This is a genomic window from Clostridium hydrogeniformans DSM 21757 (assembly GCF_000686705.1).
Taxonomy (GTDB): domain Bacteria; phylum Bacillota; class Clostridia; order Clostridiales; family Clostridiaceae; genus Clostridium_Z; species Clostridium_Z hydrogeniformans.
Map to the genome: position 1 here is coordinate 1 of NZ_JMLJ01000011.1, position 20,046 is coordinate 20,046.

General features: G+C 29.9%; 14 protein-coding genes. 8 read left to right on the forward strand and 6 right to left on the reverse strand.

Features of this window, described 5'->3' with window-relative positions; genetic code table 11:
* Positions 1-71: 71 nt before the first annotated feature.
* The 4 genes from BR69_RS0106490 to BR69_RS0106505 form a co-directional block, all read right to left on the reverse strand.
* A complete protein-coding gene (locus tag BR69_RS0106490) occupies positions 72-833 on the reverse strand; it encodes an ABC transporter ATP-binding protein (RefSeq protein ID WP_027632464.1) in 762 nt (253 codons plus the stop codon).
* A gap of 200 nt (positions 834-1,033) precedes the next feature.
* A complete protein-coding gene (locus tag BR69_RS0106495) occupies positions 1,034-2,068 on the reverse strand; it encodes a HAMP domain-containing histidine kinase (protein ID WP_027632465.1) in 1,035 nt (344 codons plus the stop codon).
* Positions 2,068-2,739 (reverse strand): response regulator transcription factor, encoded by a 672-nt coding sequence (locus tag BR69_RS0106500; RefSeq protein ID WP_027632466.1) that lies wholly within the window; start codon positions 2,737-2,739, stop codon positions 2,068-2,070. The genes BR69_RS0106495 and BR69_RS0106500 overlap by 1 nt, the downstream gene beginning before the upstream one ends.
* Before the next feature lie 312 nt (positions 2,740-3,051).
* The gene (locus BR69_RS0106505) at positions 3,052-3,537 is read right to left on the reverse strand and encodes a transglycosylase SLT domain-containing protein (protein WP_027632467.1); all 486 of its coding nucleotides are present in this window, start codon (positions 3,535-3,537) and stop codon (positions 3,052-3,054) included.
* Positions 3,538-3,776: 239 nt separating this feature from the next.
* Between BR69_RS0106505 and BR69_RS0106510 the strand changes: the two genes are divergently transcribed.
* Positions 3,777-4,643, forward strand: coding sequence for an SDR family oxidoreductase (locus BR69_RS0106510; protein ID WP_027632468.1), 867 nt, complete (start codon positions 3,777-3,779; stop codon positions 4,641-4,643).
* A 278-nt stretch (positions 4,644-4,921) separates the two neighbouring features.
* Entirely contained in the window at positions 4,922-5,098 is a 177-nt protein-coding gene (locus tag BR69_RS21965) for a hypothetical protein (RefSeq protein WP_162832172.1), read from the forward strand.
* A gap of 332 nt (positions 5,099-5,430) precedes the next feature.
* Here BR69_RS21965 and BR69_RS0106520 read toward each other — a convergent pair whose 3' ends face one another.
* Complete coding sequence (locus BR69_RS0106520) at positions 5,431-6,822, reverse strand: alanine/glycine:cation symporter family protein (protein ID WP_027632469.1); 1,392 nt, start codon at positions 6,820-6,822, stop codon at positions 5,431-5,433.
* Positions 6,823-7,178: 356 nt separating this feature from the next.
* Between BR69_RS0106520 and BR69_RS21785 the strand changes: the two genes are divergently transcribed.
* From BR69_RS21785 to BR69_RS0106545, 5 genes are all read left to right on the forward strand, one after another.
* Complete coding sequence (locus tag BR69_RS21785; protein ID WP_160169938.1) at positions 7,179-7,334, forward strand: hypothetical protein; 156 nt, start codon at positions 7,179-7,181, stop codon at positions 7,332-7,334.
* A 14-nt stretch (positions 7,335-7,348) separates the two neighbouring features.
* Complete coding sequence (locus BR69_RS0106530) at positions 7,349-8,395, forward strand: carbamoyl phosphate synthase small subunit (RefSeq protein ID WP_027632470.1); 1,047 nt, start codon at positions 7,349-7,351, stop codon at positions 8,393-8,395.
* 19 nt (positions 8,396-8,414) lie between these two features.
* The gene (gene carB / locus BR69_RS0106535) at positions 8,415-11,615 is read left to right on the forward strand and encodes a carbamoyl-phosphate synthase large subunit (RefSeq protein WP_027632471.1); all 3,201 of its coding nucleotides are present in this window, start codon (positions 8,415-8,417) and stop codon (positions 11,613-11,615) included.
* Positions 11,616-12,154: 539 nt separating this feature from the next.
* Complete coding sequence (locus BR69_RS0106540; RefSeq protein WP_027632472.1) at positions 12,155-13,849, forward strand: molecular chaperone HscC; 1,695 nt, start codon at positions 12,155-12,157, stop codon at positions 13,847-13,849.
* Positions 13,849-15,945, forward strand: a complete 2,097-nt coding sequence (locus BR69_RS0106545; RefSeq protein ID WP_027632473.1) for a J domain-containing protein — start codon at positions 13,849-13,851, stop codon at positions 15,943-15,945. The genes BR69_RS0106540 and BR69_RS0106545 overlap by 1 nt, the downstream gene beginning before the upstream one ends.
* A 65-nt stretch (positions 15,946-16,010) precedes the next feature.
* On the opposite strand, the gene BR69_RS0106550 is transcribed toward BR69_RS0106545, so the two are convergent.
* On the reverse strand, positions 16,011-16,646 hold the full coding sequence (locus BR69_RS0106550) for an FMN-dependent NADH-azoreductase (protein WP_027632474.1): 636 nt from the start codon (positions 16,644-16,646) through the stop codon (positions 16,011-16,013).
* Between the two features lie 300 nt (positions 16,647-16,946).
* Here BR69_RS0106550 and BR69_RS20080 point away from each other — a divergent pair, with 300 nt between their 5' ends.
* Positions 16,947-20,033 carry a glycoside hydrolase family 2 TIM barrel-domain containing protein gene (locus BR69_RS20080; protein WP_051623521.1) on the forward strand — a complete coding sequence of 1,029 codons (3,087 nt, stop codon included), beginning with the start codon at positions 16,947-16,949 and terminating at the stop codon, positions 20,031-20,033.
* The last annotated feature ends 13 nt before the right edge of the window (positions 20,034-20,046 follow it).

A 20,046-nucleotide genomic window follows, 5' to 3' on the forward strand; every position in this document is an offset into this window, starting at 1 on the left:
TTTTGAAAATTTCTTTTAATATTTTTAAATGCTATATCAAATAAAGACACTTTAAATTCCTCCTTATCTTATTACATGTCTGCAACTGTATTTCCAAGTGTAGATAGAACATCAAGTATCTTTTGGAAGAATTCTTTTCTTGATCCACCACGCACAAGTTCTGTGTATAAAGTACCATCTTTTATAAATAATATTCTCTTGCAATAACTAGCAGCAAAAGCATCGTGAGTAACCATCATTATAGTTGCATTATCATTTTCATTTAAGTCGCTTAAGGTTTGAAGTATTTCAGCTGATGACTTGGAGTCAAGTGCTCCAGTTGGTTCATCTGCAAGTAATAGGGATGGCTTTGTTATAACAGCTCTTGCTATGGCAGCTCTTTGCTTTTGACCACCAGAAACCTCATAAGGGTATTTGTTTAATGTACCATCTATTCCGAACTTCTTAGATAAATCATTAACTCTTTTTTCTATTTCCTTATGATGAACCTTAGATAATGCTAAAGGTAGTACTATATTTTCTTTTATAGTTAAAGTATTTAGTAGATTATAATCTTGGAATATAAAACCTAATTTATTTCTTCTAAAAGAAGAAAGTTTATCTTCATTCATTTTTGTAATATCATCTCCAGCTATTATAGCGCTTCCAGAGCTTGGAGTATCTATAGTTGATATTATGTTAAGTAATGTGGTTTTACCTGCACCAGAAGGTCCCATTATACCTATAAATTCTCCTTCTTCTATTTCAAGGTTTATATCTTGAAGAGCAGTGTAATTAACTCCCTTTGATGCATACACCTTTTTTAAGTTTTTAGCAACTAATACATTATTCATGTTAATATCCTCCTGTATGTAAAGTCATTTTCTTTTTAATTCATAATCTATTCCGTAACTTACAATATTTATTCTATAATATTTTGTAATAAGTAACCATTTATCTACATAACAAAAGATTAAAGGAAACTTACATTTTTGTAATATTAAAATGAAAAAACTGTTTTAATAGTTTAACACCATTAAAACAGTTTAATACTTTAGGACTTAGCTATAGTTAGGTGGTCGCTTAAGGTAGGGAAGTGTAGGGTTACCTTTGTATATTCATTAAATACAGAATCTATTGATATATCATGCCCTAGCTTATTACACATCTTTTTTGCAAGGTATAATCCCATACCTGTAGATTTATTAAACAATCTACCATTGTATCCAGTGAAACCTTTATTAAATACTCGTGATAAATCTTCTTCTTTAATACCTACTCCATTATCTTTTATTATAAGTCTTAACTCCATATTATCTTTTTCACAGTAAATTTCTATCTTTCCGCTATTTTTAGTGTATTTTAAAGAGTTCTGTATAACTTGGTTTATAATAAATAAAAGCCACTTTTTATCTGTAAGCACAGAGAATTCAGTATCATGCATATCCATACCTATTCGTTTACTTATAAAGGATTTAACATTTCTTTTTATAATTTCATTTAATACTTTAGGAATCTCTGTTTCATACAGAAGATAATCTTTTGAAAAGTCATCTATTTTTGAATAGTATAAGGATTGCTCTACATAGTTATCTATCTTATTGAGTTCTTCCTCTATACTATCTAAAACTTCATCTAACTCTTTTCCTTCGCTGTTTTGTATTATTAATCTAGATACAGCTATAGGGGTTTTAATTTCATGAACCCAAGAAGTTACGAACTCCATGTTTTCAATTTTATCAAGATATAAGTTTTCAAATTTTAATTGATTATCTTTTTCTATTTTCCTTAATATTTTAGAAAATAATTCATGTTCGTTTGTTAAAGGCTTTGGAATTGCCTCATATATATTTTCTTCATGAGTATTTAGAATATCATTTAAATTTTTAAAGTATTTAATCTTTAATATATAATCAAAAATTAAAACCATTAAAAGAAGTATATATGATACTAAATTTATATATAAAATATTAGAAAGGGATACCCTCATTGTTCCATCTAAATATACTACTAAGGAAATAAAGGAAACTATAAATATAAAAAATATCATATAAGGCTTTTTATCCCTTAAAAAAGATATTAAATTCATTATATTATGTAACCTTGACCTTTCTTAGTAACTATAAAATCACCTAAACCAACATCAGAAAGCTTTTTTCTAAGCCTATTAATATTTACAGTTAAAGTGTTATCATCAACAAAGCTCTCATCTTCCCAAAGGCTCCTCATAATTTTATCACGACTAATAACCTTACCGTTGTTTTTCATAAGTATATAAAGAATCTTAAATTCATTTTTAGTTAACTCTACTTTATCATCGTTAAATATAAGGTTAGCATCTTTTAAGTTAAGGATTGCTCCATTATGTTCTATAACATCAGATTCCACATTAGCATAGGAATAAGTTCTTCTTACAATAGCTTGTATTTTAGCCATTAAAACATCTAAGGAAAATGGTTTTTGAATAAAGTCATCTCCACCCATATTCATTGCCATTATAATATCCATATTTGTATTTCTAGAAGATAGGAATATTATAGGAACTTTAGAGATTTCTCTTATTTTATTACACCAATAGAATCCATCAAAATATGGTAGGTTTATATCAAGTAAAACTAAGTGAGGATTATATTCTATAAAAACATTAAGGGTTTCACTAAAGTCTTCTACATATTTTCCCTCATAACCCCATTTTGTTATATTCTCAAGAATTATTTCTCTTATTTTTGGATCATCTTCCACTATTAGAATTTTAAACATGAAGGCACCTCTCTTTAAATAAAATATTCATCTTATGGCTATAAGCTTTAATACCACCATACTCTTAAAAGGTGAGGGATATAATTTGCTACGGCCCTAGATTAATTCATCTAACCTTCATATGTTGGAAAGAACATCATATGAAGAAAGATTCGTTCTATAAGTTAATATTAAGGAAAAGAACTATAATATTCAACCCTAGTATAGATTATTATACCTTTTAATCAATAGTTTTACACTGAGTTAATAATTATTTGCACAAAAATAAGGAGAAAGAGTCATGCTCTATCCCCTTATTATATATAAGTGCTTTTATACAAGTCTAAAATGAAATATTCTATACCATGCTTTGCATCTTAAAATATGGTTAGAATAGTTATCTATCTCATTTTTAGATTTATCTTTATTTCTAATTATAAAGGGTTTTATACTTTCCGTAAGATTTATCCCGCTTTCTCCTTTGGATAAAAGATATGCAGTCATTTCTATACCAATTTTAGGATCAGCTATATCTTCAGGTTTAAAATCTTTTAACTTCATTTCTTTAGATAATTTTAAAGCTACCTCATCAGTAACTTTTGGGATGCCATTAAGTCTTGAAGAATCATATTCATTATCTCTATAAGTAGATTCTTCATGAACCAATGAAGCTAGAATATAAGGATCTACCTTATATTTAGATGAATATTGTTTTACGTAATCTTTATATTTTAATGGATATAAGACTTTACTACCAATAGTAAAGGTTATTCCAACCACTAATAATATTATAAATATTGATGTAAAAATCTTTCTCATACCCAAGCCTCCATAAATCAAATTACATATCTATTTTAAGGCTATTGTATATGGTGAACCATAGTTAAAGCTTACAATAAAAAGTTTAATCTAACGAAATTGTAACATTAGATAAAAATTAAAAATATCAGATTAAAGGATAAGATAGATTTAAGAGTTTAAAGTTAAGATATGAATAAACTTTAAGAGTTAACTTAATACTAAATGTGATTAAGAGTATTAAGTTAGAGGTGATAATATTGAGTAATGATTTTCCAAAAGTTTTTCCACCACAGCACCAAAATGTACATCCAGGTATAGAAAAGGAAATGAACCCTCGTCCTATATTCCAAAAAAGTGGATATATAGATGGTGGTAATAGGCTAAAGGATAAGATAGCTATAATTACAGGAGGCGACAGTGGAATCGGAAGAGCTGTAGCATTAGCCTATGTAAAGGAAGGAGCAAAGGTTTCCATTGTTTATTTTAACGAAGATGAGGATGCAAATGAAACCAAAAAGCTTATAGAAGAGATAGGAGGAAGCTGTATTCTTTTAAAAGGTGATGTAGGAGATGAAAGCTTTTGTATTAATGTAGTAAAGGATACTGTAGATAAATATGGAAAGCTAGATATAGTTGTAAATAATGCAGGGGTACAATATGAGAGTAACACTTTAGAAGAGATAACCACTGAGCAGCTACATAAAACTTTTAATACTAATATATTTAGTATGTTTTATTTAACCAAGGCAGCACTTCCTCATTTAAGAGAGGGTTGTTCTATAATAAATACTTCCTCTGTAACAGCTTATAAGGGTCATGAAACTTTAATAGACTATTCTTCAACTAAGGGAGCAATAACTACATTCACAAGATCCTTATCAATGAATTTAGCTAAAAGAGGAATAAGAGTCAATGCTGTGGCGCCAGGACCTATATGGACACCACTTATTCCTTCAAGCTTTAAACAAGATAAAGTAGCTAAGTTTGGAGCTGATACACCTCTTCAGAGAGCAGGACAGCCAGTAGAGGTAGCTGGAGCCTATGTGTTTTTAGCATCAAAGGAAGCCTCTTATATAACAGGTCAAACCATACATGTAAATGGGGGAGAGATAGTTAACGGATAACTTAATGTAATTTATAAAATTTATCCTATGTTTATAGAACTTTAAATATTTTAATTTTCAAGAGAAAAATAAGAGTAAATAGACATGGGATAAGTTTTATTTTATACATGTACAAGCTCTTTAGAATATAAGTTTGTACATGTATAAGGTTATGTAAATAAAAAGTTTTTTATAATGCCCATAATTAGAGCCTTAAAACATATTTTAGGAATAAAACCACAAGTATAAAAATATATTATATAGAAGAATATAGGTTTTTAATAAAAGGGGGAGAGAAAATGGGAAAACAATATAGAGGAAAATTACTTTGGAAGTTACCATCTAGGGGGAGAGGTACATGCCCTGTGTGTAAAACTACAAGGATTAAAGTCTTATATGAACTAATACTAGGAAATGGTAATAAAATAAAGGTATGTAAGAGATGCAAGGGAAAGAAAGTTGAAAGCTTAGACTAAATATTAGAGTTTATAAAAAATCAAAATTCAATTAATATGGAAGCTTTATTTAAGTTCAATTTTAGAAAAGTAAGTCTTAGGATTTTATAATTGATATTCATAGAATTTATTTGGGGATGGGATTATAAAGTTTTAGGATAAGTATATAATGAAGTAATTTTAATACCTAAATAAAACCCAGGTTAAGGATAGATTTCTTAACCTGGGTTTTTCATTATAATCAATAATTATAGTACTTATAAATCTAATGATTGTTATAAATACTTATAGGTATTCTCATTTATATAAAACGTAAATTAAGTAAAAGTTCATATAAATTAAGCAGTATTTTCTTACCAACATTCCACATCTTCTATATTAGGTATACTATCTTTTGTAAATACAGGATCTAATCCTTTATTTTTTTGATCAGAATAATGTTTAAGGGCATTAAAAGCTATAGGACATAATTTAGCAATAGCTATTAAGTTTATTATTGCCATAAGTCCCATGAATATGTCTGCAAATGTCCAAACCACACTAAGATCCACTATAGAACCTGCAAACACCATAGCGATAACAGTAATCCTATATAATGTAAGCCAAATTTTTTTTCCGTTCATAAACTCTATATTTGTTTCTCCATAATAGTAGTTTCCAATTATAGAACTAAAAGCAAATAATAGAATGCATATGGCTATAAAGATATTTCCAAAGGAGCCAATTTGGGAGCTTAAAGAAGCCTGAGTCAATTGGATACCTACTAAATCTGTAGTTGAATAAATATCAGAAGATAATATAAGTAATGCTGTTGCTGTACATATAAGGAGCGTGTCAGTAAACACTCCAAGAGTTTGAATTAATCCTTGTTTTACAGGGTGGGTTACATGAGCAGCAGCGGCTGCATTTGGTGCACTTCCCATACCGGCCTCATTAGAAAATAAACCTCTTTTAACTCCCATTAAAACAGCATATCCTAAACCACCACCAACTGTTTGTTTAAAGCCAAATGCATTTTCTACTATAAGTAATATAGTATTTGGAATAATTGATATATTTTTTAATAATACAAATAATACTATTAAAAGATATAGTACAGCCATTATAGGTACTAAAACTTCAGAAGCCTTAGCAATTCTTTTTACTCCACCAAATATTATAAAAGAAGTAAGAGCAGCTAGTACTAAGCCAATTACAACCTTATTAAGTCCAAAGGCCTCATTAAAGGCTAAGGTTATGGTATTTGATTGAACAGAGTTAAAAGCAAGACCAAAACATATGGTTATAAGAATAGAAAATACTATTCCCATGAATCTATTATTAAGTCCTTTTTCTATATAATAGGCAGGACCTCCTCTAAACTCTTTTCCATCTTTTATTTTATATATTTGAGCTAAAGTACTTTCTACAAAGCTAGAAGCACCACCTATAAGAGCTATAACCCACATCCAAAATACAGCTCCAGGCCCACCAATAGATATTGCTATGGCAACACCAGCTAAGTTTCCAGTACCAACTCTTGAAGCAGTACTTATACAGAAGGCTTGAAAAGAAGATATACCGTGAGTATGCTCATTATCCTTTGATTTTATAGCTCCTTCTCCAAGAAGTTTAAACATGTGTTTTAAGTATCTAACTTGAATAAATTTTGTTTTAAATGAGAAAAATAATCCGATACAAAGAAGCATGGCTATAAGTATATAAGTCCATAAAAAATCATTAAATATATTTAACAAATTTAACAAATTTAATAACCTCCATTAAATAAATTTCTAATTTAATAGAAATTGTATATTAAAAGTCGAAATATGTCAATTGATTTAATATTTTGACTTTTAAAGGGAATACTATTACTACACATACATCAAAAGTTTAACTATATTATATAAACATTTACAAAGATAAAAAATGAATAAATAACCATTAAATTATTTAATTTTTCCAAAATAAAAACATAGATATTTAATCTTAAAATAAAAATAATTTTTTTTCTTGACAGGAGAGATATTATTAATTAAAATCGTATGTAATAATTAAATTTAAGTTTTAAATCATTACGTACTTTAAATTGGTCCCGTGAGACCAGAAAGGGGTATAGGATATGTATAAGTTTTTTTGTCGTACAATAAAAGTGAATAATTTTGACGCGGATTTAGTTAATGGACTAAATTCATTTAACGTTGCTAAAATAGATTTTTATAAGGGTAGTAGAGGAATTGTCTCAAAGAGAATTCCTCTACTACCATTTTTAATTTAAGGAGGGGTATATCAATGATAGGAAGATTAATATTAGAAAATGGAATGGTATTTGAAGGAAGAGCTTTTGGATATACGGAAGAAACTGTAGGAGAGGTAGTATTTAATACAGGTATGACAGGCTATCAGGAGGTTTTAACAGATCCTTCTTATTATGGACAAATAGTAACCATGACATATCCTTTAATAGGAAACTATGGAATAAATCTTGAAGACCTAGAATCTAATACCCCAAAAGTTAAAGGTTTCATAGTTAGAGAACTGTGTGATATTCCAAGTAATTGGAGATGTGAGATGACTTTAGATTCTTATTTAAAGCAAAATAAAGTAATAGGACTTGAAGGAATAGATACAAGAGCTCTAACAAAGATTCTTAGAAATCATGGAACCATGAGAGGAATAGTAACTAATAGAGAATTAAGTAAGGAAACTGCAGCTTCAATAATAGAGAGTTTTTCTAATAAAGAAGCAGTTAATAATGTAACTACTAAAGAAAAGTATGAGTTAGATGGAAAAGGACATCATGTTGCAATCATGGACTTTGGAATAAAAGAAAATATAATAAGGAATTTTAAAAATAGAGATTGTAAGGTTACAGTTTTTCCAGCAAGTACAAGCTGTGAAGAAGTACTAAGTGTGAATCCAGACTTAGTATTCTTATCAAATGGACCTGGAGATCCTGAGGACTTAGAATATGTAATAGGAAATGTTAAGAATATCATAGGTAAAAAGCCTATAGCTGGCATATGCCTTGGACATCAAATTTTAGCTTTAACCCTAGGAGGAAAAACAGATAGATTAAAGTTTGGTCATAGAGGAGCTAATCACCCAGTTAAGGATTTAGAAGAGAATAGAATATTTATAACTTCTCAAAATCATGGATATGTAGTAACAGAAATGCCAGAAGATACAGAGGTAACTCATGTTAATGTAAATGATGGTACTGTTGAAGGAATGAGAAATAAGAATCTAAATATATTTAGTGTTCAGTTCCATCCAGAAGCATGTCCAGGACCAAAAGATAATGATTACTTATTTGATAAATTTTTAGAATTAATATAGAAAGTGGGAGGGAGATATTATGCCATTAAATAGAGATATAACAAAGGTTTTAGTTGTAGGATCAGGCCCTATAATAATAGGACAAGCAGCAGAGTTTGACTATTCAGGAACTCAAGCATGTGAAGCTTTAAGAGAAGAAGGGGTAGAAGTTGTATTAATAAACTCCAACCCAGCCACAATAATGACTGATAAAGAAGTTGCAGATAAGGTTTATATAGAGCCTTTAACTATAGAATTTGTTGAGAAAATAATAAAGAAGGAAAAGCCAGATAGTATATTAGCAGGAATGGGAGGACAAACTGCTCTTAACCTTGCAGTAGAGCTTTATGAAAAAGGAATTCTTGAAAAATATAATGTTAAGGTTATAGGAACATCTATTGAATCTATAAAAAAAGGTGAAGATAGAGAACTTTTTAAAGCGGTTATGGAAGAAATAAATGAACCAATAATAGAATCTAAAATAGTTACAGATCTAAATCAAGGAATAGAGTTTGCTAAGATTATAGGATATCCTGTTATAGTAAGGCCGGCTTACACCTTAGGAGGAACAGGGGGAGGAATAGCTGATAATGAGGATGAGCTTAAGGTAATACTTGACTCAGGTCTTAAGCTAAGTCCTGTTAACCAAGTACTTCTTGAAAAGAGTGTTAAGGGATGGAAAGAAGTAGAATATGAAGTTATGAGAGATAGCTATGGAAACTGCATAACTATATGTAATATGGAAAATATAGATCCAGTTGGAGTTCACACTGGAGATAGTATAGTTGTAGCTCCAAGCCAGACTCTTTCAGATAAAGAATATCAGATGTTAAGAACAGCATCTATAAATATAATAAACTCAATAGGGATAGAAGGTGGATGTAACGTTCAATTTGCTTTAGATCCAGAAAGCTTTAGCTATGGGGTTATAGAAATAAATCCAAGAGTTAGTAGATCTTCTGCTTTAGCATCTAAAGCAACGGGATATCCAATAGCAAAGCTTGCAGCTAAAATAGCTCTCGGATATGCACTAGATGAAATAAAAAATGCAGTAACAGGAAAGACATATGCTTGCTTTGAACCAACTCTTGACTATGTAGTATGTAAAATACCAAAATGGCCTTTTGATAAGTTTAAGAAGGCAAATAGAGTTCTTGGTACAAAGATGATGGCAACAGGAGAGATAATGGCAATAGGAAGTAACTTTGAGTCTGCCTTCCTAAAAGGAATAAGATCTTTAGAGATAGGACAGTATTCCTTAGAGCTTAAGAGTGTTAAGAACCTTACTATAGGAGAATTAAAGAAGAGGGTAATAACTCCAGATGATGAAAGAATCTTTGCTCTAGCTGAGATGCTTAGAAGAGAATACTCTGTGGAAAAGGTATGTGAAATAACTGGTATTGATAGATTCTTTGTGGAAAAAATAAAATACATTGTGGATGAAGAAGAAGTATTAAAGAAGACAGCTGTGGATAAATTAACAAAAGAATGGTTATTTACCCTTAAGAAGAGAGGATTCTCAGATAAGGCCATAGCAGATTTCTTAGATGTAAGTCCAGAGGTTATATATGAGTTAAGACAAATATGGAATATAAATGTTTCTTATAACATGGTTGATACTTGTGGAGGAGAATTTGATGCAGTATCTCCATATTACTACTCAACTTATGGCATGGAAGATGAAGCTAAGGTAAGTAATAGAAATAAGGTTATAGTTATAGGTTCAGGACCAATAAGAATAGGACAAGGAATAGAGTTTGACTATGCTTCTGTCCACTGTATAAAAGCCTTAGAAAAGATGGACATAGAAACTATAATAATAAATAACAATCCAGAAACGGTAAGTACAGACTTTGATATATCAGATAAGCTATATTTTGAGCCATTAACAGAAGAGGACACTCTAAATATAATAGAAAAAGAAAAGCCAATAGGAGTTATACTACAGTTTGGTGGGCAAACAGCTATAAAGCTTGCTAAGTTCTTAGAGAAGAAAAATATACCTGTTCTTGGGACTCTACCAAAGCACATAGATGAGGCTGAAGATAGAGAGAAGTTTGATGATATACTTGAAAAGTTAAATATAAAAAGACCAAAGGGTAAGGCTGTATGGAGTGTAGAAGGAGGAATGGTTGAAGCTAATGCTTTAGGGTATCCTGTACTTGTAAGACCATCCTATGTCCTTGGGGGTCAAGGTATGGAAATAACCTATGATGAAAGTGAGCTTAGAGCATACCTTGAAAGTGCATTCTTAAGAGATAGTAAAAATCCAGTACTTATAGATAGATATCTTCTAGGAAAAGAAATAGAAGTTGATGCTATATGTGATGGAGAAGATATATTAATACCAGGAATAATGGAGCATTTAGATAGGGCTGGAATACACTCAGGAGACAGTACAACCATATATCCAAGTCAAAATATATCAGATAAGATAAAAAATGATGTTCTAGAATGTTCAAGAAAATTAGCTTTAGCCTTAAAGGTTAAGGGAATGATAAATATCCAATTTATAGAATTTAAGAATGAGCTTTATGTAATAGAGGTAAACCCAAGAGCAAGTAGAACGGTTCCTTATATAAGTAAGGTATCAGGAGTTCCGATAGTAGATATAGCAACAAAAGTAATGCTTGGCCATAAGATAAAGGATCTTGGATATGGAGTAGATATATACAAGGAGCCAGAAATAATATCAGTTAAGGTACCTGTATTCTCAACTCATAAATTATCAAAGGTAGAGGTAAGTCTTGGACCAGAAATGAAGTCTACAGGAGAAGTCTTAGGAGTTGGACATACCTTAGAAGAAGCACTATACAAAGGCTTCCTTGCATCAGGAAGTTACTTAAAGAAGAAATCAAATAAGATTCTTGCAACGATTAATAATAAGGATAAGGAAGAGTTTCTTCCAATGGCTAAGGATTTAAGCAATCTTGGATACACATTCCTTGCAACTAAGGGAACCTGTGAAATGTTAAAAAGTAATGGAATAGAAGCAGAAGAAGTTAAGAAAATAAAGGATGGTAATCCCAATATACTTGACTTAATAGAGCAAGGGGAAATAGATCTTGTAATAAATACTCCAACTAAAGGGAATGATTCTACTAGAGATGGATTTAATATAAGAAGATCAGCAATAGAACATTCAATACCAGTAGTTACATCCATAGATACATTAAATGCAATGATAGAAATAGAATCAATAAATGTTAATGTAGAAGCTTTAGATGTAATATCTCTATAAGAATTAAATAAATGAAGGTATATAGGCTATAAAAACTTAAATTAAATATGCTATATGCAAATATTAATATTAGATAATTATATTTAACTAGAGATAGATAGTAAAAATGTAATTAGGTATACACTATAGGATTGTATATAAGAAAAACATAATAAAATATTTAAGATAAGGGATAGAAGAATGGGTAACTTCTATCCCTTATTTTAATTAGGATATTTTTAAAGTCTTTATTATTATAAATTTAATGCTATATTAGGACGTAAATAAAATAGATATAAGGTAATGTTAATAAAGTGTTAATGATAAAATGTAATAAATTTCATTGTTAATTTTATAAAGTATAATTTTAAAAGCAGAGAAAAACATCTTAATTATGTGTCAAATGTACCAAATTAAAGGATTCATTAACTTAAATTTTTTTTCGATAGAAGTATTTTAAAATAGTATAAGGTAAAAGAAAAAAGTTTAAATAAACATTATGTGAATTTGTTTAAAAATATGATATAATTCAATGTATATTTTTAGGAGGTTTGATAAAAATGGCTAGAATAGGAATAGATTTGGGTACATCAAATAGCTTAGTTACATATTGGGATGGTAATGAATCTAGAGTGATTCCTAATGTATTTGGTAAGAATCTTACCCCATCTGTTGTGGGAGTAGATGATGATGGAAATATACTTATTGGAGATATTGCAAAGGAAAGGTTAATGACGCATCCTAATTTAACTGCCTCTGTGTTTAAAAGATTTATGGGAAGTGAAAAGGAATACGAATTAGGAAGATATAAATTTTCTCCTGTTGATTTATCAGCATTTATTTTAAAATCTCTTAAGGATGATGCTGAAAATTATCTTGGAGAATCTTGTGATGAAGCTGTAATAAGCGTACCAGCGTATTTTAACAATAAACAAAGACAAGCTACCTTAGATGCTGCAACCTTAGCAGGACTCAGGGTTGAAAATCTTATAAGTGAACCAACTGCAGCAGCTATTGCTTATGGCCTTCACCAAGGAGAAGATGAATCTACATTTATGGTTATTGATTTAGGGGGAGGTACCTTTGATGTATCCATATTAGAATTATTTGATGGAGTAATGCAAGTGTTAGCTATATCAGGGGATAACTTTTTAGGTGGAGAGGACTTCACAAAAGTAATAATTTCAGATTTTATAAGATATAACAATTTAGAAGGGACAAGTATTAGTGAAAAAGAGTCTTTGGCACTTTATAAAAAGGCTGAAAATTGTAAAAAGGATCTTTCTAAAGTAGAAGTCTCTAGCTTTAAGATAAAAATCAATGAAGAAGAATTTTCCTATTCATTGGATAAGAATAAGTATTCAAAATTATGTGAGGATATTATATCTAGAATGAAGCTTCCGATTATAAGAGCCTTAAATGATGTTAATATTACACCAAAAGACATTGATTCTGTGGTATTAATTGGAGGCTCCACAAAGATGCCTATAATTAGAAATTTTATAGGTAAGCTTTTAGGAAAGATACCATTTACTAATATAAATCCTGATGAGGCAGTTGCCATAGGAACAGCTATTAATTCCGCATTAAAGGAAAGGCATGAAAGCTTAAGTGAAATAATACTTACAGATGTATGCCCTTATACCCTTGGAACAGAAGTGGTTGAAACCATTGGAGGTACAATGGAATCAGGATATTTTATGCCTGTCATAGAAAGGAATACCACTATTCCAGTTAGTAGGGTAGAGAAAATATATACAATTGCTGATAACCAAGAAGAGGTCAGGATAAATGTATATCAGGGAGAAAGTAGAAAAGTATCAGGAAACTTAAAACTTGGAGAATTAACTGTTAAAATGCCTCCAGGCCCTAAGGGACAATGTCTACACCTTCGATATACCTATGATAAAAATGCAATACTAGAAGTTATTGTAACAATAGAAGCTACTGGAGAGACGAAAAGATTAGTTATTGAAAATAGCCCAGGATCTATGAGTAAGGAAGAAATAGAGGAAAGATTAAATTTATTAAATGATATAAAGATACACCCAAGGGATAGATCAGAATATAGATTTTTACTGGCTCGTGGAGAAAGGCTATATGAGGAATTAACTGGGGATAGACGTATGTATATAGGACAGGTTACAAGAGATTTTGAAGAGGTTCTTGATACACAGATTGAACATAGGATAAAGAAAGCAGCAGTTAATTTTAATAAAATATTAAATGACTTTGAGGGGAGATTTAATTTCTAATGGATATATGGAGGATTTTAGAATTAGAACCGACTAATGATGTTAGAAAAATAAAGAGAGCTTATGCAAAGAAGCTTAAGGTTACCCATCCAGATGATGATTTAGAGGCATTTCAAGCCTTAAAAGAAGCATTTGATATAGCCTTAAACTATGCTAAGAGTAATACTTTTAGTGAAAATCAGGATACAGATAAGTCTTATGAAGAGAATTTAGAACATAGTACTGAAGATGCTGATGAGTCTTATAAAGAGAGTTCAGAACATAGTGCTGAAGATGCTGATAGGTCTTATGATGAGAATTCAGAACATAGTATTGAAGACTTTAATAAAAGCTTAGATGAGAAAATTCATGAGAGTGAAGATTATATATATGAAGAGGATGTTAAAAACCAGGATGAATTTAATACTGAAAATAATATATATGAAACAAACCGGGATGAAGGTAGTGAATCATTAGATGAGGGATATAATTATGAGTTTCCTATGTATAATGAAGAGGCTTCCGACTTATCCTTTACATATTTTACAGAGGAAGTTAATAGAGTCTATAATGATTTTGATTTAAGAATGGATATATTAAGATGGAAATCCATATTAAATTCGAATGTAACTTGGAATATGGCAGATTTTAATAAATATGAAGAGTTCTTAATAAATTTTATTGTAGAAAGACATAAGTTTATTCCATACTATGTAATAAATTTAATTGTAGAATACTTTTCCATAGATACTTCTTTTTTAGGAAAATATAATTTTTTAAATAAGTCCGTTAGTAAAAAATATTTAAAACAAATATTCAATCCTCCTCCATTATCCTTTTCATCCTTAGGGAAGCTAAGAAATGAGGAAAAAGAAAAGTTTTTAGAATATAGATATGACTCATATATAAATATAATCAATAGTAATTATATATTAGCAAGGATGAAAATTATAAAGGGTAAAAAAGTATTTAAGAATGACCCAGACTTAATACTTTTAGAAACCTTCATAGTTTTAAAGGCTTATAAGTATTCTGTGATTAAACATAAGAATTTTAGAAAGAAGAAGTATCTTAAAAGTTCAATAGAAATTAATAGGGCCATAGAGTTAGATAGGAATAACCCTACTGCAAGGTTATTTAGGTTAAGCCTTATGGATTCCTTAAATTTAGATGTTATAGAAAGTGATGTTTCCATTGTGGAAAAAGGGGATACATATCTACTTTCTAAGGAGTATGTCTTAGGAAATGCTTATAATAAACTAAAAGAATATAGAAAATCCTATGACCATTTAATTTCTCTTAAGGATGATAGAAGATCATATACTAGAAGAAGGATTGTTAAATCTATGAGAGGGCTTAAGAGTAAATGGAAAGCTGACCTTAATAAGAACCCAGATGATGGGGACATAAAAAATAATATTAAAGCACTTAAAGAACAATTACAACTTTTCTCTAGGATAGCTTTTTTAAAGACGTATTTTAAAAAAGTTAATTCAGCGGTATTCTTCATAATGACTACTATTTTACTTTCAATTATACTTGCTGCTTCAGCAGTTCCAGATGAAAATATCTTAGGAGAGAAAAATATTTATGTTATCTTTGAAAATAATGATTTGAAAAATGCATACAGTAACTCTAATAGGGTAAAGTTATCTGTAGTATTAGACCATAAAGATAAAGAAGAATCTAATGAAGATATTTTCCATTTAGAGTATGAAGGTTATAAATATTTATTAATAACATTAAAGGACAATATTGATAATAAAGATTATGCTGTTATAGTAGCTTTAAAGGGCGATTATAAAACTTATAAAAATAAGGAGCTTAGTCTTATAGGCGAAGTAAAAGAAATAAATTCAGTACCTAATAAAGTTATAGATGATATTTCTAAAAGTGTGGATATTCCTATTTCAACATACTATATAAATAATGCAATTTCATATGAAGACTATGAAGTATCAAGTGAAGATAAATATATAGATAGAAATATTAACGATGTTAAGGAGGGTGAAGCTGTAATTAGAGTATTTTTAATAATTATATATCTTATAGCACAATATATAGCCTTTAAGATAGGCTTTGAAAGAAACTACAGAAACAATAAAGAATATATATAACTTCCAATGGTTATTAAAAATGCTCCCACATAATTAAGTGGGAGCATTTAATTTCTAAATTTTATCTAGAAGTTTTTAGCAACAGCTAAAGCTTTCTTAATAGCTTCTGATTTAATTTCTTCTGCCTTTGTAGGGTCTATGCTAAGTCCTTCCACAATTATTGATTCAAAAGAAGATACTCCCATAAATCCTAAGATGTTCTTAATATAAGAACTACCCATTTCAATAGAATCCATTGGAGGAGTTGAGTACATTCCACCTCTAGCCTCTATATGCACAGCTTTTTTATTATTAAGAAGTCCTTTAGGACCTTCAGCTGTATAGGCAAAAGTTTTTCCTGCAACCATTACAGTGTCCACATAAGCTTTTAGAAGAGGTGGTACTCCTAAGTTCCAGAATGGGGATACAAAAATATACTTGTCAAATTCCACGAATTGATCAGTATAAGAGTTAAACTTAGTAAGTTTAGATTTTTCATCAGATGATAATTCTTCAAAAGAAATACCAGCTCTTAGCTTATCCCATGATGATAATATATCATGATCAACAAAAGGAATATCTTCTTTAAATAAATCTAGATGAAATACCTCATCATTAGGATTTACTTTCTTATATTCATCTATAAAATTCTTACCTACTTCAAGAGAAAAAGATTGTTCTACTTTTTTAGGGTTACATGTAATATATAATACTTTAGACATATTAAGTCTCCTTTCTAGCAAAGCACATTAAAACCATTTTCAATTAATAATAATTATTGACTATATTATAATACTAAATAGTATTAATTTACATATAAAAATTATTAATAATGTGTGAAAATATATTTTAACAATAGTTTTCCTAATTAAGAATTAATAATTCATAGTAATTTATATAAAAATTTTACCAAATAATACTCCATATATTTTAATTTTCAGAATTAACTATAAATTAATTGCCAAAAGCACCCAAATTGATATAAAATATAAAGAGAAAAGGTTTTCTAAGGGGGTTATTTTATGGATTTTACAAATGTGCCGTGGATGAACCAAAACATATTAGAACTAAATAGGCTAGGGAGCAGAGCTTATTTTTGGGGGTATGATAACAAAAATAAGGCTCTAGAATATAACAAGAATTTATCTTTAGGATATGAGAGTTTAATGGGAACATGGAAGTTTAATTATAGGGAAGATCCTTACTTTAATGAACCAGAGGGGTTTAAAGATATAAATTTTGATCATAGTCTTTGGGATAATATAAAGGTACCAGGATATTGGCAGCTTCAGGGATATGGAAGACCTAACTATACAGATTTATCCTATGAAATACCAATAAATCCTCCTAGGGTTCCAACTAAAAATCCTACAGGGTATTATGTGACTTATTTTTACGTAGATGAATCTTGGATAAATGAAGAGGTTTTATTAAGATTTGATGGTGTAGATAGTGCCTTTCATATATGGATAAATGGAGAAGAGGTTGGATATAGCCAAGGAAGTAGATTAACATCAGAGTTTTCTATAAGTAAATACTTAAAGGAAGGAAAAAATCTACTTTCAGTTAAGGTATATAAGTGGAGCGATGGAACATATTTAGAAGATCAGGATATGTGGTGGCTTAGTGGAATATTTAGAGATGTAGCCTTAATTAAAAGACCTAAATTTCAAATAAGAGATTGTTTTGTAAAAGCTACATTAGATGAATCTTATAATAATGGAATATTATCACTTCAAGTAGAACTAACTAATATACTTTCACAAGATAAAAGAGGATCCCTTGAGATATGCCTATTAGATAAGAATAATAGACATATGCTTTGTAAGGAAATATATGATATAGAGATTAAAGAGGGAGGGACATCATTAGTAGAAGAAACCTTTATAATAGATAAACCATTAAAGTGGAGTGCCGAGGAACCTAATCTTTATAATTTACTAATTACCCTTATAGATGAAAAAGGGAGGATAGTAGAATGTGTTCCTCAAAGAATAGGATTTAGGAAAATTGAAGTAAAGGAAGGTTTAATGTTACTAAATGGAAAGGATATACTTTTCAGAGGAGTAAATCTTCATGATCATCATGAGTATATGGGGAGGGTATATAATTTAAGTCTTATGAAAAAAGATATACTTATGATGAAAGAAAATAATATAAATGCAGTTAGAACATCTCATTATCCAAAAAGCTCAGAGTTTTATGAGCTATGTGACATATATGGTTTATATGTAATGGATGAAACAGATCTTGAGACTCATGGTTTTGAAATTATAGGCAATATAAGTACCTTAAGTGATGATAGTTCTTGGAAGAATTCATACTTAGATAGAATAGAAAGAATGGTTGAAAGGGATAAAAATCATCCAAGTATCATAATGTGGTCCCTTGGTAATGAATCAGGATTTGGATGTAACTTTAAATCTATGGCAGACTTTTGTCATAGGAGAGATGATTCAAGGCTTGTTCATTATGAAGAGGATAGAGAAGCAGAGGTTTCAGATGTAGTTAGTACTATGTATTCTTGGTATGAAAGGCTTATAGAGCATGGAGAGAAAAAGAATATGGATAAACCTCATATATTATGTGAGTATGCTCATGCTATGGGAAATGGACCTGGAGGGCTTAGGGAATATCAGGATTTATTTTATAAATATAAAAGGCTTCAAGGAGGCTTTGTTTGGGAATGGCTAGAGCATGGAATTAAGAGGAAGAATAATGAGGGTGTAGAGTATTATGCTTATGGAGGAGATTTTAAGGATTTTCCTAATGGCTATAATTTCTGTATGGATGGTTTAGTAAGGGCAGATAGAACAATAACTCCAGGACTCTTAGAATATAAAAAGATTATTCAGCCTGTAGATATAAGGTTAAAGGACATAGATAGTAAGGAATTTATAATAAAAAATTTATATGACTTTTTAAATCTTAGTCATTTAGAAATGAAGTTCAATGTGTTCTGTGATGAAAATATGGTGGATAGTGGTATAGTGAACATACCAGAAATCCTGCCTTATGAAGAGCGTTTAATAAGTATACCTTTTGAACTTCCTTTTAAAACTTTAAATAATAGCTCCTATTATTTAAATATAAGCTTTGTGTTAAAGGAAGATTGTATATGGGGAAATAGAGGACATGAAGTGGCTAAGGAGCAATTTATAATACCTATAGATAATAAGGTAAGGGTTATACCAGAGGATAATATAAGGGTAAATGCCTATGAAAAAGAAGGTATATTAAATATAGAATCAAGTTATTTTTCTCTTGGATTTGACCTGTGTAGCGGTTCCTTTGAAAGGTGGGTTTATAAGGGAGAAAGTATAATAAGTAAAGGATCAAGAACTAACCTTTGGAGGGCTACTATAGATAATGATATGAATTTAGTCAAAGAGTGGAAAAAGGTTTATATGAATTTACTAAGAGAAGAGGTAGAAGAAAGTTATTGGAGAAGAGAAGAAAACCATATAGTAATCAATATAATAACCTATATGTCACCACCTACTTATGACTTTGGATATTATTTTAATTATGAATATAAAGTTTATGGAGATGGTCACATCTTATTAAGTCTAAAGGGAAGACCAAAGGGAACTTTACCTAAAATGATTCCAAGAATAGGAATTACTATGGGCATTAACAAAGACTTTGATAATGTGTGCTGGAATGGAAGAGGACCAGGAGAGAGCTACTCAGATAGTAAGGAGAATAATTTCCTTGGAGTGTATGCATCAAAGGTTAAGGATATGTTTGAAAACTATAGTTATCCTCAAGAGAATGGAAATAGGACAGATGTAAAATGGATGGGACTATATAGCGATTTGGGACTAGGATTTATAGTAAAAGGACAGGATTTTAATTTTAGTACTCATTACTATACTGTAGAGGACATTGATAATGCAAAGCATACCTATGACCTTAATCCTAGAGATTTTATAACTTTAAACTTAGACTATAAACAAAATGGACTTGGAAGCAATAGTTGTGGACAAGATCAGTTACCAGATCATAGATTAACTTCAGAGGAATTTACTATGAGCCTTATATTTAAAGCTCATAATTTTAACAATGATTCAGTATGTAATGGAGCTAGAAATATGGCAAACTTTTAGAACTAAGGTGAGG